19 protein-coding genes, 1 pseudogene and 1 riboswitch are annotated in these 26012 nt (G+C 49.3%); of the genes and pseudogenes, 9 read left to right on the top strand and 11 right to left on the bottom strand.

Annotated elements, in window-relative coordinates; translation table 11 throughout:
• Positions 1-243 precede the first annotated feature (243 nt).
• From thiH to I4W93_RS19340, 7 genes and pseudogenes are all read right to left on the bottom strand, one after another.
• Positions 244-1356, bottom strand: coding sequence for a 2-iminoacetate synthase ThiH (gene thiH, locus I4W93_RS19370; protein WP_205313440.1), 1113 nt, complete (start codon positions 1354-1356; stop codon positions 244-246).
• A complete protein-coding gene (locus I4W93_RS19365; RefSeq protein ID WP_205313441.1) occupies positions 1353-2120 on the bottom strand; it encodes a thiazole synthase in 768 nt (255 codons plus the stop codon). Before I4W93_RS19365 ends, thiH begins: the two co-directional genes overlap by 4 nt.
• Positions 2121-2122: 2 nt before the next feature.
• The gene (gene thiS / locus I4W93_RS19360) at positions 2123-2323 is read right to left on the bottom strand and encodes a sulfur carrier protein ThiS (protein ID WP_205313442.1); all 201 of its coding nucleotides are present in this window, start codon (positions 2321-2323) and stop codon (positions 2123-2125) included.
• Positions 2307-3806, bottom strand: a complete 1500-nt coding sequence (gene thiE / locus I4W93_RS19355) for a thiamine phosphate synthase (RefSeq protein ID WP_205313443.1) — start codon at positions 3804-3806, stop codon at positions 2307-2309. Before thiE ends, thiS begins: the two co-directional genes overlap by 17 nt.
• Before the next feature lie 16 nt (positions 3807-3822).
• Positions 3823-5574: pseudogene (gene thiC, locus I4W93_RS19350) on the bottom strand (phosphomethylpyrimidine synthase ThiC); the annotation flags it as partial.
• A 97-nt stretch (positions 5575-5671) separates the two neighbouring features.
• Positions 5672-5782: riboswitch (TPP riboswitch) on the bottom strand.
• 77 nt (positions 5783-5859) lie between these two features.
• Complete coding sequence (gene sbcB, locus I4W93_RS19345) at positions 5860-7296, bottom strand: exodeoxyribonuclease I (protein WP_205313445.1); 1437 nt, start codon at positions 7294-7296, stop codon at positions 5860-5862.
• 87 nt (positions 7297-7383) lie between these two features.
• On the bottom strand, positions 7384-8223 hold the full coding sequence (locus tag I4W93_RS19340; protein ID WP_205313446.1) for a LysR family transcriptional regulator: 840 nt from the start codon (positions 8221-8223) through the stop codon (positions 7384-7386).
• A gap of 109 nt (positions 8224-8332) precedes the next feature.
• Between I4W93_RS19340 and I4W93_RS19335 the strand changes: the two genes are divergently transcribed.
• From I4W93_RS19335 to I4W93_RS19325, 3 genes are read left to right on the top strand one after another with little or no spacing between them, the layout of a single operon-like run.
• On the top strand, positions 8333-9514 hold the full coding sequence (locus tag I4W93_RS19335) for an acyl-CoA dehydrogenase (RefSeq protein ID WP_205313447.1): 1182 nt from the start codon (positions 8333-8335) through the stop codon (positions 9512-9514).
• Positions 9515-9542: 28 nt separating this feature from the next.
• Complete coding sequence (locus I4W93_RS19330; protein ID WP_205313448.1) at positions 9543-11753, top strand: dehydrogenase E1 component subunit alpha/beta; 2211 nt, start codon at positions 9543-9545, stop codon at positions 11751-11753.
• Positions 11750-12778 carry an ACP S-malonyltransferase gene (locus I4W93_RS19325; RefSeq protein WP_205313449.1) on the top strand — a complete coding sequence of 343 codons (1029 nt, stop codon included), beginning with the start codon at positions 11750-11752 and terminating at the stop codon, positions 12776-12778. Before I4W93_RS19330 ends, I4W93_RS19325 begins: the two co-directional genes overlap by 4 nt.
• On the opposite strand, the gene I4W93_RS19320 is transcribed toward I4W93_RS19325, so the two are convergent.
• The gene (locus I4W93_RS19320) at positions 12775-13953 is read right to left on the bottom strand and encodes a tetratricopeptide repeat protein (protein WP_205313450.1); all 1179 of its coding nucleotides are present in this window, start codon (positions 13951-13953) and stop codon (positions 12775-12777) included. The two genes, I4W93_RS19325 and I4W93_RS19320, sit on opposite strands and share 4 nt — an antisense overlap.
• Before the next feature lie 164 nt (positions 13954-14117).
• Here I4W93_RS19320 and I4W93_RS19315 point away from each other — a divergent pair, with 164 nt between their 5' ends.
• The 4 genes from I4W93_RS19315 (at position 14118) to I4W93_RS19300 (ending at position 19978) form a co-directional block, all read left to right on the top strand.
• On the top strand, positions 14118-15134 hold the full coding sequence (locus I4W93_RS19315; RefSeq protein WP_224673578.1) for an isoaspartyl peptidase/L-asparaginase family protein: 1017 nt from the start codon (positions 14118-14120) through the stop codon (positions 15132-15134).
• A gap of 75 nt (positions 15135-15209) precedes the next feature.
• Positions 15210-15629, top strand: a complete 420-nt coding sequence (locus I4W93_RS19310) for a CBS domain-containing protein (protein WP_205313451.1) — start codon at positions 15210-15212, stop codon at positions 15627-15629.
• A gap of 37 nt (positions 15630-15666) precedes the next feature.
• On the top strand, positions 15667-19584 hold the full coding sequence (hrpA, locus tag I4W93_RS19305) for an ATP-dependent RNA helicase HrpA (protein WP_205313452.1): 3918 nt from the start codon (positions 15667-15669) through the stop codon (positions 19582-19584).
• A gap of 94 nt (positions 19585-19678) precedes the next feature.
• Positions 19679-19978 carry a PilZ domain-containing protein gene (locus I4W93_RS19300; protein ID WP_205313453.1) on the top strand — a complete coding sequence of 100 codons (300 nt, stop codon included), beginning with the start codon at positions 19679-19681 and terminating at the stop codon, positions 19976-19978.
• A gap of 65 nt (positions 19979-20043) precedes the next feature.
• Here the strand turns inward: I4W93_RS19300 and I4W93_RS19295 are convergent, their stop codons facing one another.
• Together I4W93_RS19295 and I4W93_RS19290 are read right to left on the bottom strand one after the other, a co-directional pair.
• The gene (locus tag I4W93_RS19295; RefSeq protein ID WP_205313454.1) at positions 20044-20613 is read right to left on the bottom strand and encodes a YceI family protein; all 570 of its coding nucleotides are present in this window, start codon (positions 20611-20613) and stop codon (positions 20044-20046) included.
• Between the two features lie 70 nt (positions 20614-20683).
• The gene (locus I4W93_RS19290; RefSeq protein ID WP_205313455.1) at positions 20684-21898 is read right to left on the bottom strand and encodes a class I SAM-dependent rRNA methyltransferase; all 1215 of its coding nucleotides are present in this window, start codon (positions 21896-21898) and stop codon (positions 20684-20686) included.
• Between the two features lie 121 nt (positions 21899-22019).
• Between I4W93_RS19290 and I4W93_RS19285 the strand changes: the two genes are divergently transcribed.
• Positions 22020-23015, top strand: a complete 996-nt coding sequence (locus I4W93_RS19285; protein ID WP_205313456.1) for an NAD(P)H-quinone oxidoreductase — start codon at positions 22020-22022, stop codon at positions 23013-23015.
• 81 nt (positions 23016-23096) lie between these two features.
• Positions 23097-24566, top strand: coding sequence for a hypothetical protein (locus tag I4W93_RS19280; RefSeq protein WP_205313457.1), 1470 nt, complete (start codon positions 23097-23099; stop codon positions 24564-24566).
• Between the two features lie 21 nt (positions 24567-24587).
• Here the strand turns inward: I4W93_RS19280 and I4W93_RS19275 are convergent, their stop codons facing one another.
• The gene (locus tag I4W93_RS19275; protein ID WP_224673576.1) at positions 24588-25991 is read right to left on the bottom strand and encodes an MFS transporter; all 1404 of its coding nucleotides are present in this window, start codon (positions 25989-25991) and stop codon (positions 24588-24590) included.
• Positions 25992-26012: the final 21 nt, after the last annotated feature.

Here is a 26012-nt window from a genome sequence, read left to right as displayed (position 1 = left end):
TCAAACAAACCCTTCGTGAAAACGAAGGGTTTTTTTATTTGTATTGCCTGATTGTTACCCGCCCGAGCGAGCGAAAGCTATGCGACAAAAATGTCTGGAACATTTTTGGACAGCCGCAGGCTGGTCCCGTAGGGATGAGGCGCACGATGCGCCGAGCAATGTAGTTCACCGCTGGAAGGCCAGCCCCGCAGGCTCCTCATTAAGCAAACAAGCCCGTCTCGTAAGAGTCGGGCTTTTTTGCGTTTAACGGCCTAAGAAACTGTCCCAATCTTTCCATACTGGCTGCAGGCCTTGTTGTATAAAGGCCTTTGCTACCTCTTGTGGTGAGCGATTGTCGTCGATACTGAATTGCTCGAGATTTTCTGGTTCTACACTGTAACCGCCGGGTTGGGTTTTTGAGCCGGCGCTGACACTGGTAATAGCCAGGGGCACCACGTGCTGGCGAAATATTGCTGATTCACGAGTTGATAAGCTGATTTCCAGCTCTGGAGCAAACAAGCGAAAAGCGCAAATTAGCTGGATAAGTTCTTTGTCGCTGATAGGGTTTGCTATCGTGCCGCCGCCACTGCATGGCCTTATGCGCGGCACAGATAAACTAAAACGGCACCGCCAGTAACGTTGTTGTAAGCAACGCAGATGTTGTGCCAACAAGATGGCGTCGGTACGCCAGTCGGTCAATCCCAGCAGTATGCCAATACCAATTTTATCAATATCGGCTTGACCCACTCTGTCAGGTGCATCCAGTCGCCAGTGGATATCACTTTTCTTGCCTTTTAGGTGATATTGCAGGTATGCAGAAGCGCTATAGGTTTCCTGATACAGCATTACTGCATCCACTCCGAGCGCCTTCAGCTTGTGATAATCTGCACGGCTTAGCGGCTGTACTTCTAATTGCACATTGCTGAAGTAATTGCGAACTAATGGCAGCACATTACTAAAGTAATCTATACCAACTTTACGCTCGTGCTCACCGGTTACAATCAGCACCTGATCTATCCCCAGAGCTTTAATAGCGAGGCATTCCTGCTCTATTTCAGCAAGGTTTAGGGTGCGGCGTTTTACTTTTTGGCTCAGTGAAAATCCGCAGTAAGTGCATTCATTGGCGCACAGATTGGATAAATACAGCGGCGCATACAATTGCACTGTATGACCAAACCGTCGCCGGGTAAGCTGCTGTGCTTTAGCTGCCAACTCAGGTAGCATCGGTAACGCTGCCGGTGACAGTAAAGCTTGTAAGTCTGCAATGCCTGGCTGCGTTTTTTGCAGCGCAACTTGCACATCAATAAAGTTGAAATTGCGGCTTTGCAGTTGTAAGTCCTGCCAGTTTTGCTGTTGCCAGTGCTGGGTAAAGCTCATAATGCCGCCAGAAAATCAGTGAGCGGGCTTGAAGCCAAAGCATGCGGCTGTGTAGCAGCTAAACCGGCTTTATAAGCTATGCGCCCGGCGCTTATCGCTTGTGTAAAGGCACTGGCCATAGCGACTGGATCAGAGCTTGCGGCAATGGCTGTATTAACCAGCACCGCCGCTGCGCCAAGTTCCATAGCGGCCGTTGCGTGTGACGGCGCGCCAAGGCCGGCGTCAATAATAACCGGCACAGTTGCCTGCTCGATAATAATCTCCAGCATAGCGCGTGTTTGCAGGCCCTGGTTCGAACCTATAGCGGCGGCCAGCGGCATGACAGCTGCGCAGCCGACTTGCTCTAGCCGTTTACATAACACCGGATCAGCACTGCAATACGGCAGTACCACAAAGCCCAGTTTAACCAGCTGTTCGGCAGCCGCCAGGGTTTCTATCGGATCTGGCATTAAATAGCGCGGATCGGGGTGAATTTCCAGTTTCAGCCAGTTGGTTTGCAATGCGTCTCTCGACAGTTCTGCAGCAAAAATGGCCTCTTTGGCTGTTTTAGCACCGGACGTATTGGGCAGTAGCTGAATTTTCAGCGCCCGCAGCGGTGTCAGTAAATCATCTTGCGGTTTATTTAACTCCAGTCGCTTTATGGCAAGTGTAACCAACTGGCTGCCACTGGCCTGTATAGTTTGTTGCATCAGCTGTGGGCTGGCAAATTTTCCGCTCCCCAGTAGCAGGCGGCTGTGAAAGGTTTTATCTGCGATAGTCAGCATGCTCAGCCTCCGGTAACTATTTGAAATAGTTGTATCTGATCAAGGTTTTGCAGTTGATACTCTTGCCAAATGCGCTTAGCGATAACGTTGTTATTCACCGCTATTGCCAGACCTTCGGTGTTAAGCTGTTGTTGCTGCAACAGTTGCGCTAAGGTGCTGACAGCAGTAAGTTGTAGTAGGGTGTCGTTAAGCATGATGTGCATAATATTGCTCCACACGGTGTTTAAAGTGCGAAAATGCCTGTTCGGGCTCAGCCTGCGCCGTAACGGCAGACACCACGGCTACGCCGGATACACCGCATTGCAGTACTGCATCCAGCCGCTCTGTGGTAATGCCGCCGATGGCGACCGTTGGGATATCGCTGCAGAGCGCCGCGTAGCGCTTAAGCCTGATTAAGCCTTGTGGCCGTGACGGCATTTGTTTGGTCTGTGTGGTAAAAATATGCCCTAAAGCGATATAAGACGGCAGTAACTGACGCGCCCGCAGCAGTTCAACGTAACTGTGGGTTGAGATGCCAAGACGTACACCGGCCGCTGCTATAGCAGATAAATCTGCCGTGGTTAAGTCTTCCTGCCCCAGATGCACACCGTAGGCAGCGTACTTAATCGCCAGCTGCCAGTGATCGTTGATAAATAGCCGTAGTTGGTAATCACGGCTCAGCTCCACCGCTTCGGCTATCTGCTGTTCAACTTCCCCGGCAGTGCCATGTTTTATGCGTAGTTGGATAACATCCGGTTCAAGCGGCAGCAAACGTTTTAGCCATTGCACATTGTCCACCACCGGATAAAAGCCGATAGGGGCGGCGATAGCAGCAAAGCTCAGCGTATCGTAGTCAGTATCTTGCGGTTGTTTTAGTATGGAAAAATAGCGCGGCTCTGTTGGCCAGGCGTGATGTTGCAAGCTACCGGCGCCTTTACCTGTGGCGTAGCTATGGCACAGTGCTTGTTGCAGATAAGCGCGGCCAATAATAATGCTGTCTGCCAGCTCATAGTCATGAGCGCAGGCTGCAGCTATTGCGCTGGATAAGACGCAGCCGGTGCCGTGGTTATGCACTGTGCTGAGCCTGGGCTGTGTAAGCTGAAAGCTACTGTTTGAGCTGATAAAATGATCAGTGATATCGGCTATGCTGTTACTGTGCCCGCCTTTTATAAGTACGGCTTTTGCGCCCCACTGCAATAATTGCCCAGCTTGCAACTCAACCTCAGCCTGCGGCAACTGGCTCAGCAGGGCCAACTCGGGCAGGTTAGGAGTGATAAGGTCCAGCAGCGGTAATAGCTTGTGTCGCCAGGTACTTAAAGTGCTTTGCCGGACGAAGTTATAGCCAGTGCTGCTACTTAACACCGGATCGGCGATAACAATAAATTGATACTGAGTTTTATGCTGAGCCAGCCAGCTGGCTAGTTGCTCAAGCAGCCCGGTATCGGGGATCAGGCCGATTTTAATCACTTGTGGCGGCATATCGTGCAACAAGCAGTTCAGCTGGGTAACAAACAAAGCCTGGCTAACGGCTTCATAGCCCACTACCTCAGTACTGTTTTGCGCTGTTACGGCCGCAATCACGCTGCAGCCGTGACAATCCAGTGCCGCAAAGGTATGCAAGTCGGCCTGAATGCCGGCGCCACCACCACTGTCGGAGCTGGCAATAGTCCAGACTATCGGCTTAGTTGCTGCGTCCGGTTTATGCATCAGCTGCCGCCTCTTGTTGCTGAATTTGCTGATTAAGTCGCATCGAGCAAAATTTAGGCCCGCACATTGAACAGAATTGCTCGATGTCGGCACCTTCGTGGCTTAGGGTTTCATCGTGATAGGCTTTGGCGGTAAACGGGTCCAGCGCCAGGTTGTACTGATCCTGCCAGCGAAACTCGTAACGGGCTTTAGACAGGGCGTTATCTCTTTGCTGTGCTGCCGGGTGGCCTTTAGCCAAGTCAGCGGCATGTGCAGCAATTTTGTAGGCAATAAGGCCTTGTTTTACATCTTCTTTATTTGGCAGGCCTAAATGCTCTTTCGGCGTGACATAACACAGCATGGCGCAGCCAAACCAGCCAATCATCGCTGCACCAATACCTGAGGTAATATGGTCATAACCCGGTGCAATATCGGTTGTCAGCGGGCCCAAAGTGTAAAACGGTGCTTCATGGCAATGCTTTAGCTGCTCAGTCATATTCTCTTGAATAAGCTGCATCGGCACATGACCCGGCCCTTCGATCATGACCTGCACATCATAGCGCCAGGCTATTTGGGTTAGCTCGCCTAAGGTACGCAGCTCGGCAAACTGCGCTTCATCGTTGGCATCGGCAATGCTGCCCGGGCGCAAGCCATCACCTAAGGACAGTGAAATATCGTAGGCCGCACAAAGCTGGCAAATTTGCTCAAAGTGCTGATATAAAAAGCTCTCCTGGTTATATAGCCTGGTCCACTGCGCCATAATAGCGCCGCCACGCGAAACGATACCAGTAACGCGATTTGCGGTTAGTACGACATAATCTTTTAGTACCCCGGCATGGATCGTAAAGTAATCTACGCCTTGCTCGGCTTGCTCTACCAGGGTGTCGTAAAATATCTGCCAGTTCAGCCGGCTAACATCACCGTTTACTTTCTCCAGTGCCTGATAAATCGGTACTGTGCCAATCGGCACCGGGCTGTTGCGCAAGATCCAGTCACGGGTTTGGTGAATACGCCGACCGGTGGATAAATCCATTACCGTATCAGCGCCCCAGCGCGTGGACCAAACCAGCTTTTCTACTTCTTCTTCAATGCTGGAACTTACTGACGAGTTGCCGATATTGGCATTTACTTTTACTTTAAAGTTGCGGCCAATAATCATCGGTTCTGCTTCCGGGTGATTAATATTGGCCGGAATAATGGCACGGCCTGCTGCAACTTCTTGTCGTACGAATTCTGCCGTTATTTGCTTGGGTATGGCAGCACCAAAGCTTTCGCCCTGGTGGTTTCTCACGCCGTCATCAGTGGCAGCCATATTCTCCCTCAGCGCGATAAAATGCATTTCCGGCGTGATAATACCGGCGCGGGCATAGTGCAGTTGGGTGACCGTTTTACCGGTTCTAGCGCGTAGCGGCTGATGCTCAAACTCGGTGATTTGTTCATCCAGCGCGATATCGGCAAAAGCTGGCAAGGGTGAAGGCGCCGTATCACCCCGCGCATTAATCCAGTTCAAACGTAATTTGGGTAGACCTTTTAACACATCTAAGCTTTGCGCCGGGTCGCCGTAAGGGCCAGAGGTGTCGTACACCGGTAAAGACGGATTGGCTTGGCTGCTGCCATCGCTTAAGCGGCTAGCGGTTAAATGGATATCCCGCACCGGCACTTTAACGCCGCTGTGTTCACAGTGCAGATAACGACGGCTGGAACCGGGAAAAGTTTCGCCTTGCAGCGCCTGAATATAAGCTCTGGCATGGGCACGTAAATCGCGTTTAGATAAAGTTGGTTCAGACATAGCAAGCTCCGGTTAACAAGTTGAGGTTGCTTGTCCGGAGTGGGGGCAGGTGATAACCGGCAATTAAACCACAAGGCGGTTTTGTGCCGTGTTATGTACTGTATTTCCCCTTGTTTCCCTTCGCAGGTATTAGCCTGATCAGGTTCAACGGATCCCGTTTTCACGGTCTCAGCCCGCTGTAAACAGCTGGGCACTCCGACAAGATGCTGCTAAGTATTCACGTATTGCTAACGAAATTCAATAGTGATGTGAAAAAGCTTCACTTTGTGCAGCAAAAAAGCAGAGTTATAAGCTCTGAACATACAAGTACAGTGATTTTAATATCTTCATTTTTTGCTCATCACTGGCATGTTCATGCGCTAAATTTTCTAACGCTAAACTGAAATCTTCCATAGTTAAATTGGGGTTGTCCAGGCCGTGCATTAATTTATCGGTACGGTAGCGCTGCCACTTTTGCTGTTCGCTGTCGGTCAGGCTATAGGGGTAATTACGGGCTCGGTATAAAAACAACAGGTTGTTTAAGCGATCGTCACTAAATACTGGCGCGTCTACCGATAGTTGCTCTGGCGTCAGCTGATGCAGCTGCTGCATTTTTTGCTTATCGCCATCTGTGACAAAGCCATTATACAGTTGATAATCCGGGTTGGTCTCGGCCGGAAACTCATTCAACTGCTGATACAGCGCTATGGCTTTAGCTTGCGTATCACGGTGATGGCGCAAAAAATCGAGGTGCTTAAGGCATTGTGTGCGGTCGATGCCAAATTCCGCTGCCCGCTCTTCGCTGAGTGTTTTTGCCGGGGCCAATACCGGGCATTTATTTAAATGGATCAGCTTTAAACCCAGGCGCTGCTCGCCTTCGGCCAGATCAGCGGTTTTGGTGTACAGCTTTTGCTGTAACGTGGCGATATCGTCTTCCAGCAGTGGCGTTGGATCAGCTTGTAAGTTGTAACAAATCACTGCGTTTTTATTGGTCGGGTGAAATGCCAGCGGCACTATCCAGCTAACGCAGCCCTGCGTAGCAGGAAACTTAGATGACACATGCACCAGCGGTGTCATACCTGCAACGTCAATCAGCTCAGCCACTTTGGCTTTTTTACGTAGCTCAAACAGATAACTAAACAACTTTGGCTGTTTGTCTTTAATTAATTTGGCCATGGCGATAGTGGCATAGACATCAGATAAGGCATCGTGAGCGTTTTCATGTGCTAAGCCATTCGCCCTGGTGAGCTCTTCCAGTTTAAATATCGGGCTGCCATCTTCACGCAGTGGCCAGTTGATACCTTCGGGGCGTAGCGCGTAGCAGGCGCGTACCATGTCAATTAAGTCCCAGCGGCTGTTACCGTTTTGCCATTCGCGGCCATAAGGCTCATAAAAATTGCGGTACAGGCTGTAACGGGTAACTTCATCGTCAAAACGCAGGTTGTTATAGCCCAGCACACAGCTGTTGGGCGTGCTGAATTGCTGCAAAATGCGCTGCATAAAGTCAGTTTCGCTCAGGCCTTTTTTGTTGCACAGCTGTGGCGTTAAGCCGGTGATCAATGCTGCTTGCGGATGCGGCAGGTAATCGTTCGCCAGTTGGCAGTACCATACATCCGGTTCACCGATAATATTAAGATCTAAGTCGGTGCGAATACCGGCAAATTGTGCCGGGCGGTCACGTTTGGGATCGGCACCCCAGGTTTCATAGTCGTGAAAGTAAAAACTGCTTTGTGCTGTTGTCACAATAGCTTATCCAAGTCTGGTGTGTAGAAACATATCGCCAGTTTAGCAGCTGCAACGGCTGGGATACATGGTTTTACCTGAGTAAAATCATCGATTACTGGCTTGCAGGCATTGTTGTAGCAACATAGCGAGTGGCCCGGTATTACTATTTTTCGGATAAGCCAAACCTATAGTGCGTTCTAATTTAAGTTCATTCACCGGGCGCAGAATAACGTCATTGCGCTGCTGCATATTGTCAAAATCGGGCACCAGTGCACAACCAACACCGGCCGACACCAGGCCCAGCGCATACTCTATAGTTTGAATATCTGCGCGGATATCCGCTTTAATGCCTCGGCGCACTAATTCAGGATACAAAGTGTTCCAGGCATCGCAAGGCGTGCGTTTTATCAATGGCAGTTGCTCAAACTCCTCTAATTCAATTTGCGCTTGTAAACTCAGTGGCGAACCGGGTGGCAGCGCCAGCAAGTAATTGTCATGCCATATTGGAGCAAAAGCTTCGCCGGCTTTTAACAGCTGCGGCGTGATAATACGGGCATCACACAGCTCATCCGGTTCAACTAAATGCAGTTCCAGCCCCGGCAGGCTGTTACTGAACTCGCGTAGTAACTGGCTCATGCGTTCAACACCTAAGGCACGAATTAACCCAAGGCGGAATTTTACCCGAGCCACCGGTTGGCTAAATGAGGCTTTAAGTGACTGCAGCTGGCTGAGCAAGCGCCCGGCATGACCGTACAGTTTGTCGCCATCTTCCGTTGGCGTTACCCCTTTTGGTAGACGGGTGAATAAACTGACGCCTAACTCCTGCTCTAATTGACGCAGCGCTGATGATAGCGATGGCTGTGCCACACAGCACTGGCGCGCCGCCGCGCTGACACTGCCTTGCTCGTACACTGCGACAAAGTAATTTAGTTGGCGAATATCCATAGTTATAAACTATACCTGATACAGAATTATTATATTTTAACTGTACATTAAAGCAGGCTAATCTGGCGATAACTAAAAATATTTCGCTGGTTTTATTGAGGAATTTGCTATGGCACGTGCACATTTTGATTGGCAGGACCCGTTTGCATTTAGCAACATGTTAACCGAAGAAGAGCGGATGATCCGCGACACGGCGCAGCAGTATTGTCAGGGAAAACTGTTGCCACGGGTGTTAATGGCAAACCGCGAAGAGCACTTTCACCGTGAAATAATGACAGAACTTGGCGAGTTAGGCCTGCTTGGTGCCACCTTACCGGAAAAGTACGGCTGCTCTGCCGTTAACTATGTATGTTATGGCTTGGTTGCGCGCGAAGTAGAGCGGGTAGACAGCGGTTATCGCAGTGCCATGAGCGTGCAATCTTCCCTGGTGATGCATCCTATTCATGAATACGGCAGCGAAGCGCAGCGGTTGAAGTATTTGCCCAAATTGGCAACTGGCGAGTGGGTGGGCTGTTTTGGTTTAACCGAGCCTGATGCCGGTTCAGATCCTGCCGGCATGCGCACCACGGCAAAAAAGACCGCCGGCGGTTACCTGTTAAACGGCAGCAAAATGTGGATCACCAACTCGCCGATTGCTGATGTATTTGTGGTATGGGCCAAATTAGACGGTGACATTCGCGGTTTTGTACTGGAAAAAGGCATGAAAGGCTTATCAGCACCGAAAATTGAAGGCAAGTTCTCGCTGCGTGCCTCTGTTACCGGTGAAATTGTGATGGATAACGTCGAAGTGGGCGAGGATGCGTTGCTGCCCAATGTCAGTGGCTTAAAAGGCCCGTTTGGCTGCTTAAATAAAGCCCGTTACGGCATTGCCTGGGGCGCGCTGGGCGCCGCCGAATTTTGCTGGCATGCTGCGCGGCAGTACACCCTGGACCGCCACCAGTTTGGCCGGCCACTGGCGGCCAATCAATTGATCCAGAAAAAACTGGCGGATATGCAAACTGAGATCAGCATAGGTTTATTGTCTTGCTTACAAGCAGGTCGCTTGATGGATCAGAATTTGCTGGCACCGGAAACTATTTCGTTAATTAAACGCAACTCCTGTGGCAAAGCGCTGGATATCGCCCGGGTTGCCCGCGATATGCATGGTGGCAACGGTATTGCTGACGAGTACCATGTTATCCGCCATGTGATGAACCTGGAAGCGGTAAACACCTACGAGGGTACGCACGATGTGCATGCGCTGATTTTAGGCCGGGCACAAACCGGTTTACAGGCGTTTAGCGGCGTTTAAGCCCGGCAGTTGCAGCGGAGTAAGCCTTATGTCAGAAGCCGTACATCCCTGGGTTAATGAATACCGTGAGCGTTTAAAAAGCGGCAAACTACCGCCGCACAGCAGTAGTCACAGTATTGAATTCAGTACCTTATATCAGTTGTGGCACAGTCAGTTATGCAGCCGTTTGCTGGATCTGCAATCGCGTTTGTTGCAAGCCAAAGGTCAGAGTTTTTATACCATCGGCAGTGCCGGCCATGAGGGTAACGCGGCTGTCGCTGCCGCGCTGCGGCTAACCGATCCGGCATTTTTGCATTACCGCAGCGGCGCGTTTTTTATCGAACGTAGTAAACAGTTGCCCGGCAGCACACCGTTATACGATATGTTGCTGTCGTTTTGTGCCAGCAGTGATGACCCAATCTCCGGCGGCCGGCATAAGGTGCTGGGCAGCTTAGCGCTGAATATACCGCCGCAAACCAGCACTATTGCCTCGCAGTTGCCCAAAGCGGTGGGTGCGGCTTTTGCAGTGGATTTAGCCAAACGACTTGGCCTTGATGGCCAATGGCCGCAGGATGCGATAGTGCTGTGCAGCTTTGGCGACGCCTCAGCCAACCATTCTACCGCTCAGGGCGCAATTAACTCGACCTGTTGGGCAGCGTATCAACAAGTGCCGTTGCCGGTGTTGTTTGTTTGTGAAGATAACGGCCTGGGTATCTCTACCCCGACCCCCAGTGGTTGGATAGAGCAGGATTTAGCTGAGCGGCCGGCACTGAAGTATTTTGCCGCTGACAGCCGCGATTTAGCCCAAACCTATCATGTCGCCCGCCGTGCCGCTGATTATGTGCGTAGCAAACGTAAACCTGCAGTGCTGCATTTATCTACTGTACGCTTGTTTGGCCATGCCGGTGCCGATGCCGAAGCGGCGTATCGCACCAAAGCGCAAATTGAAGCTGAGCTGGAGCTGGATCCCTTGCTTAGCAGTACGGCCGCATTGCTTACCAGCGGCGACATTACCGCAGAGCAGTTATTGGCACAGTTAAATGCGTTGGTCGCACAAGTTGCCCGGGTAGCAGCTATTGCCAGTGACCAGCCTAAGCTAACCACTGCAGCTCAGGTTATGGCGTCTATCGCGCCGAAGCGTGCGGCCTTGCCGGCGCCAAAAATACCAGCTGCTGAAGCGCGGCAACAATTGTTCGCCTTTGATCAGCATAATATGGGCAAGAAGCAGCACCTGGCAAAATTACTGAACTGGGCGCTGCACGATGTGCTGGCACAGTACAACAACACCGTGGTTTTTGGCGAAGATGTCGGTAAAAAGGGCGGCGTTTACGGAGTTACCCAACATTTAGTGCATGCTTTTGGCAGCAACCGGGTGATTAACACCTTGCTGGATGAGCAAAGCATTCTGGGCATGGCGATTGGCCTGTCGCAGCAGGGTTTTATCTCAATACCGGAAATTCAGTTTCTGGCCTATGTGCACAATGCCGAAGATCAAATTCGTGGTGAAGCTGCCACCTTGCCGTTTTTCTCTAATGGTCAGTACCACAATGCCATGGTTATTCGCATTGCTGGCCTGGCTTACCAGCGCGGCTTTGGTGGCCATTTTCATAACGACAACTCCTTTGCCGTATTCCGTGATATTCCCGGCGTTATTTTGTTCTGCCCGTCAAATGGTTATGACGCTGCATTGTTGCTGCGGCAGGCAGTGCAGTTGGCCCATCAGCAAAAGCGTTTGGTCATTTTCCTCGAGCCGATTGCACTGTATATGACCCGCGATCTGGCCACTGCCGGCGATGGCTTATGGCTAAACGATTACCCGTTACCGGACACGCCATTGCCCGAGCTGGGGGCGCCGGCGGTATACGGCGATGGTGATGAACTGGCTATTATCAGTTACGGCAATGGTTATTACTTAAGCCGTCAGGCTGAAATAGAGCTGGCCGCGCAAGGCTATCGTATTCGGCTGCTGGATTTACGTACTTTGGTACCACTGCACACTGAACTTGTTATTAAAGCATTAGCAGGCTGCAGAAAAGTGCTGATTGTCGATGAATGCCGTCGGCGAGGTTCACTTAGTGAAGAGCTGTTTACTGCTTTGCATGAAGCTAAACCCAGCCATTTCAGTGTGCAGCGTTTGTGTGCTGAAGATAGCTTTATTCCGCTGGGCGCCGCTGCTTATGCGGTATTGCCGTCGAAACAGCAAATAGTACAACAAGCGTTAACGATGCTAAGCGTGAGCACTGAACAGGTGATGTTATGAAAAAAACCGCATTAGTGGTTTGTCCGGGCCGCGGCACATACAACAAAGCAGAGCTGGGCTATATCAGCAACAACTGCGCTGACAAAGCGTTGCTGACCCAGTTTGATGCGGTGCGCTCCGCTGTCGGTTTAGCTAGCGTAAGTGAGCTTGATCAACAGTCTGTATTTAGCCGCAGCATGCATTTAAAAGCTGAAAACGCTGCCGCGCTGATTTTTGCCGCCGGCATGGCGGATTATCGCAGTATTGACCCTGAACAGTTTGAGGTGGTGGCCGTAACCGGCAATTCAATGGGCTGGTATACCGCGCTGGGCTGTGCCAGTGTGCTGGCGCCCGATAACGGCATGCAACTGGTCACCGACATGGCGCAATTAACCGCAGATGGTGCCGGCGCGCAGTTTATTTACCCGGTTATTAATGACAACTGGCAAACTGATGCGCAGCGCTACGCTTTAGTACAACAGCAACTAGCGCTGCACCAAGGTGAGCTATTTATGTCCATCGTGTATGGCGGTTATGCCGTGCTGGCAGGCAGTGAAGCGGCAGTAAAAGCGGCGATGGCCGCATTACCGCCGTGTGATGAACGTTTTCCGCTGTTACTACCTGGCCATGCTGCATTTCACAGCGGTTTTATGCAGGCAGCGTCAGATAAAGCCCTGGCGCTTTGGCCGGCAGCGAGGTTTAACCAGCCGCAGTTGCCGTTAATTGATGGTCGTGGCCAGATTTGGCCGAATTTTGGCAGTGATTTAGCCGCGTTGCAGCGCTATACGCTGCAAAATCAGGTTTGTCAGGCTTACGATTTTAGTAAAGCGCTGCAGGTTGCGGTAAAAGAGTTTGCGCCTGAGCGCATCATTTTGCTCGGCCCGGGCGCAGGTTTAGGCGGTGCGGTGGCGCAAAGTCTTATTCAGATTGGCTGGCAGGGGCTTAGTTCAAAACAAGACTTTGTGGCAGCGCAGCAAAGCCTGCAGCCTTATGTACTGAGTATGGGTATGCCAGAGCAGCGAGGCGCAGTGGCTGGGCCAATTTAATAAGCTTTTGCTGTTTGATTCAGGATAGATAATTTATTTTTATATCTTTGTTGATCATCTTTTGACAGGGCATAATGATGTGCTTTTTCTAAATAATATTCTGCCAACTTGTCGTCGTTTAATGCGTAAAAACTTTTGGCTAAACCAAAATATGACTCGTGGTTATTTTGATCCAACGAAATGCCTTTTTTAAAATGAGATATTGCGTTTTCGTGCTCGTTGCGAATGAATGCTTCGTTGCCTAACATCAGATGATAGTAAGGATTACTGCGCCGTTTTAGCATCACTTTTTGCTCAATTGGGGTGGCACGTTCTATGTCGCCCTGTTGGCGATACAGAAATGCCAGATTGGCAAGTGCATTAGTCGAGTAAGGATCTAATGCTAAGCTGTGTCGATAACTTTTTTCTGCTAGATCAGGCAAGCCGTGCTGACGGTATAACACACCGAGGTTTGACCAAGTGACCGCAAAGTCAGGATCTGCTGCAGCGGCAGCTTGATAATAGGTGTATGCTTTTGCCATGTTGCCCTGCGCATACGCAACCGCAGCCTTGTTGTTGTGAAACATTGCCACTATCCGTTGCTGACTAATAGTTTTCTCCGGAAACTTTTGTTTTAGACTGTAAGGGTCGAAGTCGACAACAATGTCATTGCCTAACAACACAAATCCGGCTACGCCTTCAAGATTTCGGTTCTGTTTTAAACGAACATTAACATGACCGTTTAGCCAAGTTTGTCGCAGCATACTGGTCCAATACTCAGGGATTTTCACATCCTGAAATACCGGCACCATTCCCAGCTCTTTTGCCATGCTATAAGTTAATATCGATAGACTCAGACAATTCGCCTTACCCGACGCGATAGTCTCGCCGGCTGTTTTTGTAGCTTCGTTGTCATACAACAAACCATCTTGAGCATAAGAAAATATTAATTTAAGTACGGCTTTGGTTCGCTGTTCTACGGATTGGTTTGAGCTCAGTAGCTCATTGAGTTGCACTTTGGTTTGTGGCGGCAATGCGAAGATTTGCTCGGCCGTTTCAGGTTGCGTTGTTTCACCCGCTAATTGCAGGTCAACGAATAAATGCTCTGATGATACACGCTGGCCTGGCGACAACGATTGGCATGAACACAATGCTATCAGGCTTGCTGCAGTGACAACTCGTTTAAATCTGCTCATACAACGCTCTCTCTGCGCAGGTTATATTTTATTATAGTGTAGTAAGTTTGAAACCACAGGTTATAAACAGATAGGGTGGGCTTGAATATTGCTAATGTGACAGCCGGTTGTGAATTTGTGTTAGATCAAGTACAAATAAGTATCAGCTAGCACGGGAACCGATGATGAAAACAATAATAATGTCCGTTTTACTTTGTACTGTTGTATTAAATACGTTTTTTACTTTGGCGTTGGCGAAAACACCTATTGGAATTGTGATCCATGGCGGTGCTGGCACCATCAGTCGTGACACCATGACTGCGGCGCAAGAGCAGGCTTACCATGCCATGCTGACCCACGCTGTGAGCCAAGGTTATTCTGTATTAGAACGAGGTGGAAGTAGTGTTGATGCGGTGACTGCTGCGGTAACTATACTGGAGGATTCACCGTTGTTTAATGCGGGTAAGGGTGCGGTATACACTTTTGATGAACGCCATGAATTGGACGCATCAATTATGGACGGAGAAAGTCGCAATGCCGGTGCTGTCGCAGCGGTAACTAATGTAAAGAATCCGATACTTTTGGCGCGGGCGATAATGGAGAAATCGGTACATGTGATGCTAGCTGGAAAGGGCGCCGAGCAGTTTGCCAAAGAGCAGCAACTTGAGTTGGTAGATAACAGCTATTTTAATACCGAATTTCGCTATGAAGCGCTCAAACGGGCAAAGCAAGCGTTAGTACCACAGCCACATCAGGCTGCGGTGCCTTACGATCCAGCCTGGAAGATGGGCACCGTTGGTGCGGTAGCGATAGATAAAAAAGGCAACCTGGCTGCGGCTACTTCTACTGGCGGTATGACCGCCAAGCGTTATGGACGCATTGGTGATGCGCCGGTGATTGGTGCCGGAAATTTTGCCGATAATAGTAGTTGTGCAGTGTCTGCTACCGGTCATGGTGAGTTTTTTATCCGTTATCAGGTTGCCAGTGATATTTGTGCCCGGGTTAAATATCAGAAAATTCCTGCCGCAGTTGCCGCCAAACAGGTGCTGGCTGAGCTAAAGCAGGTTGGGGGAGACGGCGGCGTTATTGTTGTTGATAACAAAGGCCAACTTAGTTGGGTGTTTAACACCGAAGGTATGTACCGCGCGTTAAAAACTGAAGGCGGTGAAGTGCAAAGCGAAATCTTTGCAACTAAAAGCTGAATATACTGCAAAGCGGCTAAAGTCGGCTAACCTTAACAAGAGCCTGATGCTCAGTACTACAGTGCAGGGGGAAGCATGGATTTACTTAAAGTTGCAGATTATATGCATCGGCATCCGGTAACCTTTACCGCAGAGATGCCGGTGGAAATGGCTGTTGACCGGCTAATCAAAGGCCGGCAAACCGGTGGCCCGGTTATAGATGAACATAGAAAAATAATCGGCTTTATTTCTGAGCAAGACTGTTTGCAGCGCATGTTAATGTCAACCTACCACGATCAGCAGGCTGCCAGAGTTGCCGATGTGATGAACACGGCCGTGCTAACGGTAAAAGATTACGATGGCATTATCGACCTGGCGCAAATTATGTTGAAAGCCAAGCCAAAGCTATACCCGGTGGTTGATGACGATGGTTATTTGCTCGGTATTATTACCCGCTCAGACGTCCTGCGTGCAATAGATAAAGAGCTTCATTCACATTACGGTAAAGTCGGTTAGCGTTAGCGCTGGATTTTTACCTCCTGCTCTTGGTAGCATGGCGCCCTCTGTTAACGAGGGCGTTGTTTTGTCTGAAGCTGTTATCTCCGTACCCATTCTAATTTCCCGTATTGCGCACTGTCTATTAAAAGACCAGTTTCGCTTGCGCCGGCGCTTACAAAATTGCAGGAACTTGGCTGATGAGGCTAGAAACACGCAATTGCAGCGCATCGCTGCCGAAATTGGCCGCTCAGAAGCATTGCGCGCTGGCCGGGCGCAGGCGTTGCCCAAAGTCAGTTATCCGCCACAGCTGCCGGTGTCTGAAAAGAAAGAAGATATTAAAGCCGCTATTGCTGCCAATCAGGTGGTGATTATTGCCGGTGAAACCGGTTCGGGTAAAACCACGCAAATTCCGAAAATCTGTCTTGAGCTTGGCCGTGGTGTCGCTGGCATGATAGGCCATACCCAGCCGCGGCGTTTGGCTGCGCGCAGTGTTTGTGACCGCATAGCAGAAGAGCTGCAATGTCAGGTGGGTAATCAGGTCGGCTATAAAATCCGCTTTGGCGATCACACCAGCGACAATACCTTTGTTAAGCTGATGACTGACGGCATTTTACTGGCAGAAATTCAACAAGACCGGTTTTTAAACCAGTACGACACGCTAATTATCGATGAGGCGCACGAGCGCAGCCTGAATATCGACTTTTTGCTGGGTTATTTAAAACAGTTGCTGCCAAAACGACCGGATTTAAAGCTGATTATTACCTCGGCTACCATCGATCCGCAGCGCTTCTCCAAACACTTTTTCAATGCTCCTGTGATTGAAGTATCTGGCCGCACCTTTCCGGTTGAAACCCGTTACCGGCCGGTAAGTGAACAGGATGATAAAGATGCCGACCAACTGCAGGGCATTTTTAACGCAGTAGACGAGCTGTACTGTGAGCCGCCAGGCGATATTTTAATTTTTTTAAACGGCGAGCGTGAAATTCGCGATACCGCCGATGCCTTGGAAAAGCTTAAACTACCGCATACCGAAGTATTACCGCTGTATGCCCGCTTAAGTGCGGCTGAGCAAAACCGTATATTCCAAAGCCATACCGGCCGGCGAATTGTGCTGGCCACTAACGTGGCAGAAACCTCGCTAACGGTGCCCGGTATTCGCTACGTTATCGACCCCGGCACAGCACGCTTATCGCGCTACAGTTACCGCTCTAAGGTGCAGCAACTGCCAATAGAAGCCATCAGCCAGGCCAGTGCCAATCAGCGTAAAGGCCGTTGTGGCCGTGTTGCTGCTGGTATTTGTATCCGCCTATACAGCGAAGAGGATTTTAACGGCCGGCCTGAGTTTACCGATCCGGAAATACTGCGCACTAATTTGGCCTCGGTGATCATGCAAATGCTGGCGCTGGGCCTGGGCGATATTGAAGCCTTCCCATTTTTACAAAAGCCGGACAGCCGCTTTGTTAATGACGGTATTAAACTGCTGGAAGAACTCGGCGCTATACCGCTAAAGCGCGATAAAGCTGGCATTAAACTAACAGATTTGGGTAATAAACTAGCCCGGTTGCCAATAGATCCGCGTTTGGCGCGGATGGTGCTGTTTGCCGCTGACAGCGGCGGTTTAAACGAGCTTTTGGTACTTGCTGCAGCGTTATCAATTCAGGATCCGCGTGAACGGCCGTTAGATAAACAACAAAAAGCCGATCAGTTCCATGCGCGTTTTGCTGATCCGGATTCCGACTTTGCTAGTTGGCTGAAGCTGTGGCAGTACTTGCAAGAGCAGCAAGAACAGTTAAGTAACAACCAATTTCGCCGTCTGTGTCGGCAGGAGTTTTTAAATTATCTGCGTGTACGTGAGTGGCAAGACCTTACCGGTCAGCTTACCCAGCTAATGCAGGAGCAAAGCTATACACTTAACCCGCAACCGGCCGGATATCAGGCCATTCATCAGGCGGTGTTAAGCGGTTTGCTGGGTCAGGTTGGTTTTAAAGACACAGAAGCGGATTATTTAGGCCCGCGCCAAACTCGCTTTTACGTGTTTCCCGGCAGCCATTTATTTAAACGCAAACCCAAATGGGTAGCCGCTGCTGAGTGGGTAGAAACCAGTAAGCTTTATGCCCGTACTCTAGCCAAAATAGAGCCGGAGTGGATAGAGCCCCTGGCCGAGCATTTGGTTACCCGCAGCTACAGCGAACCGCATTGGGAGAAAAAGCGCGGCGCCGTTATCGCTTATGAGCAAGTCAGCTTGTACGGCTTGGTTATTGTGCCTAAACGCGCTGTACTTTACAGCAAGATAGACCCGGCTGTGTGCCATACGCTGTTTGTCCGCGAAGCGCTGGTTAATCAGGAACTGGGCACTAACGACAGCTTTTTGCAGCATAACCAACGTTTAATTGATGATGTTACTGCGCTGGAAGAAAAGTCACGCCGGCGCGACATTCTGGTGGATGAAGATACGCTGGCGGCGTTTTATAGCGAGCGGGTGCCCCAGTGGGCTAACAACCGCATCGATTTTGCTAAATGGTGGAAGAAAAAACGCAGTGAAGATGCGAGCTTTCTGAATTTTGATCCCGACAGCTTGCTTAATCGCGATGCCAGCGATATTACCGCTGATAAATTCCCCGAAAGCTGGCGCCAGGGCAATTTAACCCTGCCGTTGGAATACCATTTTGCGCCCGGCGAGGTAGACGATGGTGTCAGCGTGATTATTCCGCTGGCGCTGTTAAATCAACTGAACGACAGTGGTTTTGATTGGTTGATCCCGGCGCTGCGTCATGAATTGCTGGTGGCGCTGATAAAATCCCTGCCCAAGCAATACCGGCGTAACTTTGTGCCGGCACCAAATTATGCTGATGCGTTAATGCAAACGCTGAACCCGGACGAGGGCAAGTTGCTTGATGTTATAACGCAGCGGTTAAAGCGTATGTCTGGTGTTACTATTCCTGAAGATGCCTGGGATTTAACCGGCTTGCCACTGCATTTAAAAATAAATTTTAAAGTAGTGGATGATAAAGGCACAACGTTGCGTCAGGGCCGCTCGCTCAGCCTGCTCAAGCAAGGCCTGCAGGGCGAAGTGCAGCAAAGCTTAAGTGAGGTTGCGGAGCAGGGTATAGAGCAAGACAGTTTAACGCTGTGGAGCTTTGGCACCTTGCCGCGCGAATACGTAAAGTTGCAAGCCGGTTATGAAATTAAAGCCTTTCCGGCTCTGGTTGATGAGCGTAACTCGGTAGCGATAAAATTACTGGATAACCCGCAGCAGGCATTAGAGAGTACCCGGCGTGGCTTACGGCGGCTATTACTACTGAATATTCCGTCGCCGGTTAAATACCTGCAGGAATCATTGCCGAATAAAGCCAAGCTGGGGCTGTATTTTAATCCGTTTGGGCGGGTGTTAGAGCTGATAGATGACTGTATCGCCGCCGGCGTGGATGCATTTATTGATAATGACGCTTTGCCGCAAAACGAGTCGCAATTTGTTGCACTAAAAGAAAAAGTTCGAGCAGAGCTTGGCGACACGGTACTGGCCATAGCGCTTAAAGTAGAACAAATTTTAACGCTGTGCCATGACATGCAAAAGCGTTTAAAGGGTAAAGTCGATCTAGCCCATGTGCAGTCGCAGGGCGATATTAAACAACAACTGAACGAGCTGATCTTTAAAGGCTTTGTCAGTGAGCATGGCGCCGCACGGCTGGATGATATACTGCGCTACTTGCAGGCGATGCAAAAGCGGCTGGAAAAGTTGCCGGTTGATCCGCAGCGCGATCGTTTATTGATGCACGAGTATCAAAAAGCCTTTGATGCTTATAACAACCTGCTGGGTAAATTTGCCGGTGCTAAAGTGCTACCCGAGCCCGTACAGGCAATTTATTGGATGCTGCAGGAGCTGAAAGTATCCTTACATGCCCAGCAACTGGGCACGCCGTATCCGATATCAGTTAAACGGGTATTGCATGCGGTACAGGAAATTAAAGTGTAGAAGCGGTTAAAAGCGGCCTGACAGTTTATTGCAGGCTTTACAGCAACAGCGGAACGTTCTATAACTAAGCGCTGATGTAGCTGGGGGAGGCGTTATGTTAACAAAAGGAGATAACCGGCACTATTTCAGAATGATGGTTAACGCAGATGTGAAGCTGATGATTAACGATCCTGAAGCCGGGCGTACAATAGATGGTATTTGCCGCGACTTAAGTGCAACCGGCATGTCGGTTGAAGTTGACGAGCCGCTGGAGATGGGCACATTGATCCGCGTCAGGCTTGATTCTGCCAATGCCAGTGTGCCACCACTGGATGCCAGCGCTAAAGTGATGCGCTGTGCCCAGGAAAGTGAAGATATTTATCAGTTGGGTTTGGCGTTTATGGAGCTGAATTAACTGGTTAAAGTAATAAAAAAAGCAGCCTTGGCTGCTTTTTTATTACTGACAGTGCTGAATAGCATTTATTGCTGGGTAAATTGCACACTAAAGCTAACCGGTAGTAAGGGGTCTATGCGTTTTAAGCCAGCCAATTCTTGCAGCTTAGCAACGCCGGCAGTAAGTTTAAAGCTGTTAGTGTTTAACATTAACGGCGTCTCACTGCTGGCAGCGATACTGGTGTTGCTCAGTTTCGTCAGACGTACCGCAGCACTTAGCTCAGATGTTTCGGAGCCGATAGTCACGTTCAGCGGCATAGTCATTACTACGGACTGACCGGTTGCCAGTTTTGCGGTTTCTGCTTCAGCCAGAGCGGCTGATACGCTAATCGCCGCGAATTTCTCTGCATGTAGTACGTATTGCCAAATGCGCTCGTTGCGAATGGGAATGTTGGTTTCGAGGCTGTTAATAGCAATGCTGATAACGACGTTGTTGCCGTCCCAGTTGCCGGATAACTGCTTAAACTGATGAGTTTCTGCCACAACATCATTTTTTACTGACACAAAATGCAAACTTGACTGACTATTATCTAGCTGCCAGTTAGCTGCTGAAGCCAGCGTGCTGGTTAAGGCCAGTGCCAAAGCGAATACTTTCACGTTATTTCTCCGTTAGTTAGCATGTTGCCTTAGCATACCCTAAGGCAACGTGCGGGCCAAATTTAATCCTTTAGTAAATTTTGCATACCAAACCTTTCAGATAACTGCCTTCCGGATAAAAACTGGCTACCGGATGGTCACTATCCTGGCTCAGTTTTTCAATAAACAGGCAATCGCGTTTAGAATCTAGTGCTGCATCGGCGACAATTTTCTGAAACAAGCTGTCTTCCATCAGGCCAGAGCAGGAAAACGTCAGCAGTAAGCCGCCTGGTTTTACAATTTGCATCGCAACCATATTAATGTCTTTGTAGCCGCGGCAGGCGCCCATCAACTGTGCTTTGCTTTCGGCAAATTTTGGCGGGTCGAGTATCACCATATCAAATTGCTTACCTTGCTCGCGGTATTGGCGTAACAGTTTGAATGCGTCGAATTTGATGTTTTCGATCTTGGATAGATCTAGTTGGTTAAGTTCGGCATTTTTTAACGCCGTACTCAATGCCAGTTCAGATAAGTCGGCATTAGTTACCGATTCAGCACCACCTTGTAGCGCGGCGACGCCAAAGGTTCCGGTGTAGCTAAAGCAATTCAAAACGGTTTTAGCGTTGGCATAACGTTTAGCAGCAGCCCGGCTGGCGCGCTGATCCAGATAAAAGCCAGTTTTGTGGCCTTGCATTACATCGACCAGTAACTGCATACCATGTTCTTTTATAATCACTTCGCCATTGTCGCGCGGCAGATGCAGCCAGCCGGTTACCGGCTTCAAGCCTTCTTTTTTACGCACATCTACATCAGAGCGCTCGTAAATACTGTGCTCAGGGAACAAGGCTGTCAATGCACTGACGATTTCATTACGCCAGCTATCAGCACCTGCAGATAACAACTGACACACCAGCACATTGTCGTATTTGTCTACTGTAACGCCAGGCAAGCCGTCAGACTCTGCTGCAACCACCCGTAGACCTGTAGTTTGTTCAAGATCAAACAACTCGCTACGTAGCTGCCAGGCGCGCGCAATGCGACGCTGGAAAAATGCGGCATCTATTAGCTCATTCTTGTCAAAGCTCCAGGCACGGGCTCGAATTTGCGACTCTGCTGAATAAGCGGCATAGCATAGCCATTCTCCTTTGCTACTAACAATAGACACGGTCTGGCCGTTTGATGGCTTGCCACTGACATGCTTAATTGCTTTAGAGAATACCCAGGGGTGTAGTCGTTTTAATGATTTTTCACGACTGTCCTGCAGCGTAAGTGTAGGCAAAGATTGATTGGTATCAGACTGGTTCATGAGCATTTTAACACTGTGCTAGACTAAAGGCCGCATTGTAGAGAAGCGCTGCACAAAGCTAAAGCAGAATTTCTGTCTTTCCGTACTTTGTTAAGCATTACCATTTTAAAAGGAGCCAACCGTGGCAACCATTCCGACCATGATGCAGGCAATAGTAGTCAAGGAACCCGGTAAAGACAGTCAGTTGCAAGTAGAGCAACGCGCAGTGCCGCAGCCTAATGCGGAACAGCTGTTAATTAAAGTGGCTGCAGCAGGTATTAATCGGGCCGATCTAATGCAGCGCTGCGGCCTGTATCCGCCGCCAGCAGGTGATAGTGATGTGCTCGGGCTTGAAGCGGCTGGTATAGTTGTAGCAGCAGGCCCGCAGCATAAAAGCTGGCTGGGTAAAGCGGTATTTGGCTTAGTACCAGGTGGTGGCTACGCTGAATATGCCCTGATGCAAGCTGGCCATGCCATGGCGGTACCTAATGGTTATTCGATGGCAGAAGCGGGTGCTACTGCAGAGGTATTTTTAACCGCTTACCAACTACTTTGTGCTATTGGAAATGTGCAAACTGGCCAACGGGTGCTAATCCATGCTGGCGCCAGTGGTGTTGGTACGGCGGCAATTCAGCTGGCCAAAGCGTTGGGAGCCAGCGTGGCGGTAACAGCAAGCAGCGACGAAAAGCTGCAGGCATGCCGTGAATTAGGTGCTGACGTTACGCTTAATTACCAAAAGAGTACTTTTGAACAGGTCTTAGCGCAGCAATGGCCTGAGGGGGTTAATTTAATTTTAGATCCGGTTGCGGGAGACTATATCAGCCGCGAGATACCACTACTTGCGCTGGACGGAAAAATTGTGGTCTATGCCATGATGGGGGGACGTGAGGTACCGCAGTTAGATTTAGCTACGCTTTTTAAACGCCGAGCGCAGTTGATTTGTACGACGCTACGTAATCGTAGTAATAAATACAAAACGAATCTGACACAAGGTTTTAATCATACTTTTTCACAGGCTTTAGGCCAGCGTAAACTGCAACCAATATTGCAGCAACAATTTAGTTGGTTGCACGCTGAGCAGGCGCATCAATTGATGATAACCAATGCTACAGTGGGTAAGCTTGTGCTAACATTCTGATTTACTGGTAAAACTAATTGGCTTGGGTAAACTAGTTATAAACCTGATCTGGCATTACACTTTTTTGGATAACAGCCCCGAATGACTCTAGGTAGCATTGGAAAATCGACTTACAGCAAAGCCGTATCAGTACTGATCAACCGAATTTATGACGTCACTGCGGTGGGTGACTCAGTGTTTGAGCACGCTATAGCGTATTTTCAACAAGCGGAAGCGCAGCAAGGGCAGAAAACTGAGTTAGCTCAGCAGGTCATGTTATACCAAAACCGTCAGCAACAAGTTAGTCAGCGTGACATGGCATTAGTAGACCGTAGCCTGAAACAAGCTCAAGCAGAGTTGCAAAGTTTTCAGCAGGCGCGCGATGATGAAGCTAATGTAAGGATGGCATTTTTAAAACGTGTATGTCGCGATATTCTTGACTTGTGTCAGGGGGAGTCTATCGATGAAACGCACCTGCTCAGTGCTAAATTGTTAGGTACAGTGCAGCTTCTGTCGCCAACTAGCGGTAAAAATATTGCGGCGAATAATCAGAAAAGTAAACATTTGTACAAAGCAGTGTTATCACTGCGTTTGCTGGATAAGCTGTTATTTGATGATGAGCTGAATAATGCCTACATGCAGCAGAGACTAAACGCCAGCAAAGCTAAAAATTTCAATAAAGATCAATACGATCCTTTCCGTGATGATGTACAAATACCCTTACTAATGGCCGCAATATTACAAGATATTGGTAGCTGCCACCCCGAAGCACAATTAATTTTAAAAGGGGCTGATGGCAAGGCTGATGAGTTCCGTGTTTTGGACAATGATGAGCGTGTTGCCTTGCTACAAATCAGTTATCGGGAAAGTTTGAAATATGTAACTCAAGGGCTGGGCCTGGATAAATATACTGGGAATTTAAAAGAAGAGCGCGATACCTTTATTAAGTTAGAAACGGAGCGGCAAAATATGCTGCTTATTTTGTTAAGGAACGCGATTAAACCTGAGCACGGCATTGGCAACTTGTTAAAGATCCCACAAATTTACACGTCTGTTGTATTGTCGACCAAAAGCAATTTTGCCTATGACACATTGCCCAAAGTGGCTTTGGTATTGGAGAAGGGTGTCGAAAAAGGCGTATACAGCAAGGTCGCAGTGGATGCGTTAATCAGTATTACCGGGGTATTTCCGCAGGGCTTTGGTGTGACATATATTCCAAAAGATTCAGACAGACAAGATATGGACCGCTACGAATACGCTATCGTTGCCGGATTGTATCCTGATGATATTCGCCAGCCAGTTTGCCGTATGGTAACGCGAAACCTTACTTATAATGTCTCGGCACAAGGTTGTATTATCAGTGTGGAAAACAATCTGTATTACCCACAAGCGCGCAAGAAGCTGGAGCGCATAAGTGAAGATCGGTTGTTGGAAATATTAAGTAAACTGGTGTCTAATTTTGAGGAAAGGAAAAATATGCCATTGCTGCCCAAGTGCTGGCATCCGGATGAGTATTTTTCCTTTATTAAAAATCAAAATCTGTGGAACAAAGTCATAATGCAAAACAACTAAAGCTTGCTTTGGCACTGCAAGCTATTTGTCGTCCAATGATTTAGGTTCCAATTCTGCAGCAATAGTATCAAAGCTGTCAGTCACTGGCACAATTTCAATATCTTCATCGTAGCCGGCAGGCACTTGCTGTCTTGCTGCCTGAAACTCTTCATCCCGCATCTGCGTTAACACAGTTTCTTCATCTACACGGGGGTCAAGTGCCGCCGCCAGAGGTGAGGATACCAAATCGCCGGAGCCCATTTTAAATTGGGCATTTTGTTGCTCGTCCAACATACGTTGTACTTGTTTTTGCGTGTAATTTACCCGCAACAAGCGTAAAAACAGCGTAAAAGCACAACAACTGATAAAGGCATACAGCATAGCCGGGCCAATCAGTTGCATTAATGCCGACGCCAGCAATGGGCCAAAACAAGCGCCTAAACCAAAGGTAAGCAGAATAGTCGCCGACAACGCCACCCGATCGTTTTGCTCTACGTTTTGATTAGCAAATGCAGACGCGATGGGATACAGCGTAAAGGCCAGCACGCCATAACAAAAGGTCGCGACTAACAGCAGAGCACCGCTTAGCGGTAGCAGGGCAATTAACAAGGTAAGAATTGTCAGCACGGCCGCGTTGAAGCGCAGAATACGGCTACGTGGAATACGGTCAGAAATTTTACCCATCGGCCATTGTGCCAATAAGCCAGCGAATATAGTCACTGACATAAACAGGGTAACCTGTTCCGTGCTCATGCCTTTGGCGGCGGCATACGCCGGCGCCAGGCCGTAAAATGAGCCTGCCATCATACCAGCGACACTGACGGCGGTAAGCGATTGCGGCACCAGCTTCCAAAACGCCATAATTTGCAGCGGCGCCGGTTGTAACGGTGCCGGGTGAATACGTTTAGTTAACGCAATAGGTACTATGCACAATGAGTAACACATGCTGATGATTAGCAGCGGCGACGTGCCAAGCTCGGGAAATTGGCTCAGCATAGCCTGGCCGCCAATCATGCCAAGGTAAGAGGTGATCATATAAAAAGCAAACACCGTGCCGCGCTGCGAGCTTTCCGTTTGCTCGTTCAGCCAGCTTTCCAGCACCATATACTGGCACATCATGCCCATGCCGACGATAACCCGCATCACTAGCCACACTTCTAACTGCGAGGTTAATACGTGTGTCATGGCGCAGGCACTGACAATAGCGGCGCTGGCGACAAAGGCGCGGATATGACCGACCCGTGCTATTACTTTATGGCCCAGCTTAGAGCCCAGTACCAGCCCGAGGTAATAACAGGACATCAAGGCGCCGATCCAGATTGAATCGACATTTTGCTGCGCCAGCGATAAGCCAAGGTAAGTTGATAACGAACCCTGTGCCACCAGCATCAGCAAGGTGGTAAGAAATAAAGCAGTAAAGCTGCGATAAGGGTGTTTACTGGACATCCGTTGCCTTAAAAAATACAG

This window comes from Rheinheimera maricola, from assembly GCF_016918075.2.
GTDB lineage: Bacteria > Pseudomonadota > Gammaproteobacteria > Enterobacterales > Alteromonadaceae > Alishewanella > Alishewanella maricola_A.
The sequence above is the reverse complement of the archived record's forward strand: the minus strand, read 5'-3'. Positions and strand labels throughout refer to the sequence as shown.

Bases quoted from the DNA above. Each gene is read 5' to 3' on its own strand.
- thiS (WP_205313442.1), bottom strand. From the start codon at position 2,323: ATGCACATCATGCTTAACGACACCCTACTACAACTTACTGCTGTCAGC.
- thiH (WP_205313440.1), bottom strand. From the start codon at position 1,356: ATGAGCTTTACCCAGCACTGGCAACAGCAAAACTGGCAGGACTTACAA.
- I4W93_RS19315 (WP_224673578.1), top strand. From the start codon at position 14,118: ATGAAAACAATAATAATGTCCGTTTTACTTTGTACTGTTGTATTAAAT.
- hrpA (WP_205313452.1), top strand. From the start codon at position 15,667: ATGGCGCCCTCTGTTAACGAGGGCGTTGTTTTGTCTGAAGCTGTTATC.
- I4W93_RS19365 (WP_205313441.1), bottom strand. From the start codon at position 2,120: ATGCTGACTATCGCAGATAAAACCTTTCACAGCCGCCTGCTACTGGGG.
- I4W93_RS19290 (WP_205313455.1), bottom strand. From the start codon at position 21,898: ATGAACCAGTCTGATACCAATCAATCTTTGCCTACACTTACGCTGCAG.
- I4W93_RS19320 (WP_205313450.1), bottom strand. From the start codon at position 13,953: ATGAGCAGATTTAAACGAGTTGTCACTGCAGCAAGCCTGATAGCATTG.
- I4W93_RS19335 (WP_205313447.1), top strand. From the start codon at position 8,333: ATGGCACGTGCACATTTTGATTGGCAGGACCCGTTTGCATTTAGCAAC.
- thiE (WP_205313443.1), bottom strand. From the start codon at position 3,806: ATGCATAAACCGGACGCAGCAACTAAGCCGATAGTCTGGACTATTGCC.
- I4W93_RS19310 (WP_205313451.1), top strand. From the start codon at position 15,210: ATGGATTTACTTAAAGTTGCAGATTATATGCATCGGCATCCGGTAACC.
- I4W93_RS19330 (WP_205313448.1), top strand. From the start codon at position 9,543: ATGTCAGAAGCCGTACATCCCTGGGTTAATGAATACCGTGAGCGTTTA.
- I4W93_RS19275 (WP_224673576.1), bottom strand. From the start codon at position 25,991: ATGTCCAGTAAACACCCTTATCGCAGCTTTACTGCTTTATTTCTTACC.
- I4W93_RS19340 (WP_205313446.1), bottom strand. From the start codon at position 8,223: ATGGATATTCGCCAACTAAATTACTTTGTCGCAGTGTACGAGCAAGGC.
- I4W93_RS19325 (WP_205313449.1), top strand. From the start codon at position 11,750: ATGAAAAAAACCGCATTAGTGGTTTGTCCGGGCCGCGGCACATACAAC.
- I4W93_RS19300 (WP_205313453.1), top strand. From the start codon at position 19,679: ATGTTAACAAAAGGAGATAACCGGCACTATTTCAGAATGATGGTTAAC.
- I4W93_RS19280 (WP_205313457.1), top strand. From the start codon at position 23,097: ATGACTCTAGGTAGCATTGGAAAATCGACTTACAGCAAAGCCGTATCA.